This is a genomic window from Secundilactobacillus malefermentans DSM 5705 = KCTC 3548, assembly GCF_001436395.1.
Classification (GTDB): Bacteria; Bacillota; Bacilli; order Lactobacillales; family Lactobacillaceae; genus Secundilactobacillus; species Secundilactobacillus malefermentans.
The window spans coordinates 1-1,252 of sequence record NZ_AZGJ01000114.1 but is presented as its reverse complement, the minus strand read 5'-3'; the positions used below and the strand labels follow the sequence as shown (position 1 = coordinate 1,252).

The window sequence follows — 1,252 nt, the reverse complement described above, 5'->3', positions numbered from 1 at the left end:
GTTATAATTGTGTGTGAATGAATTATGATTTATTTCTCTGGTGAGAATTGTGTTGAATCATATAATTCATTATTTTTAATTAGGTGGTAGATGGTCCTAATCAGACGTCCCATCGCAGCTATGGCAATCTTCTTAGTGTGTGATTCACTAGAAGATTGCTTTTTGCGTTGATAAAAAATACTGATATTCGATGGATGATATTTGGCGACACTCATCATGTTTAAGACAGCTTTAAATAATATTTTTCTTGCATATGGATTACCGCGCTTTCGAATATGCTGCATCATCTCGAAATCCCCAGATTGATACTGGATCAAATCAATTCCAACGTATGCATTAATGGCATTGGAGCTATGAAATCGGCTAATATCACCTAACTCAGCTAAGAGACAAACTGCTGTTTTAATACCGAATCCCGGAATTGATTCTAAGATTGGGATTTCGGCAAGTAAGCTTGAAATCTTAGTCATTTCCTCAATAATATCTGCCTTAAGTCCGCTTAAGTGTTCAACCTCGTTAGCTAGATAAATAACGGAGTGAACTGCGTGAGCGTTGTAATCAACTGCGGGGGCAGATTGACTTGCCAAATCATGAAGATGCCTAGCTAGAGCGAATGCACGCTTCTCACTCATGTTTTTTGGTGTAGCCTTTAAAATGAATTGGGCTAACGCTGGTAATTCGATTGCTAATACAAGGCTGGCATGTGGAAATTGTTGCACGACGTGCCAATACAATGCACCATCGGTCGTGCTTATAAATTGTTCCACCTCTGGGAAAGTAAGCTGCAACTTTTGATGTAATCGATTTTTAGCTCGTACAATATCTTCGTTGAATTCTTGATAGGTTCGCTCCAAGTCGTGAAGCTCGCCATACACAGCTTTTTCCTTAAAGGTCGACTGATAATGATGTTGTGCCATTGCCATTGCTAATGAAACGGCATCTAACCGATCATTTTTATTATGCCTAAACCCATCCATGTCTTTTTTTGCTGCTAATGGGTTAATTTCCGTATAATTCCAATTTTCCCTTTGAAGAAAGGACCGTATACTTCGGGAATAGATGCCAGAAGATTCAAAAATTACCTTCGGCGATCTAAAACTGTTAAGCGCATCATCAAGTATTTTGTAACCTGGTCGGTTATTGGTTATTTTAAATTCTTTAAACGTCCTGCCATCAATCAAAATGGCTACGTTTGAACTATGTTTACTGACATCAATACCAAATATGATTTCCATATCAAGCATCATCAAAC

Annotated in this window: 1 protein-coding gene; it reads right to left on the bottom strand. The window is 38.1% G+C overall.

The window, feature by feature from the left end; genetic code table 11:
- Nucleotides 1–29: 29 nt before the first annotated feature.
- On the bottom strand, nucleotides 30–1,252 hold a 1,223-nt coding region (locus FD44_RS09950), incomplete at its 5' end, for an IS110 family RNA-guided transposase (RefSeq protein ID WP_235809394.1).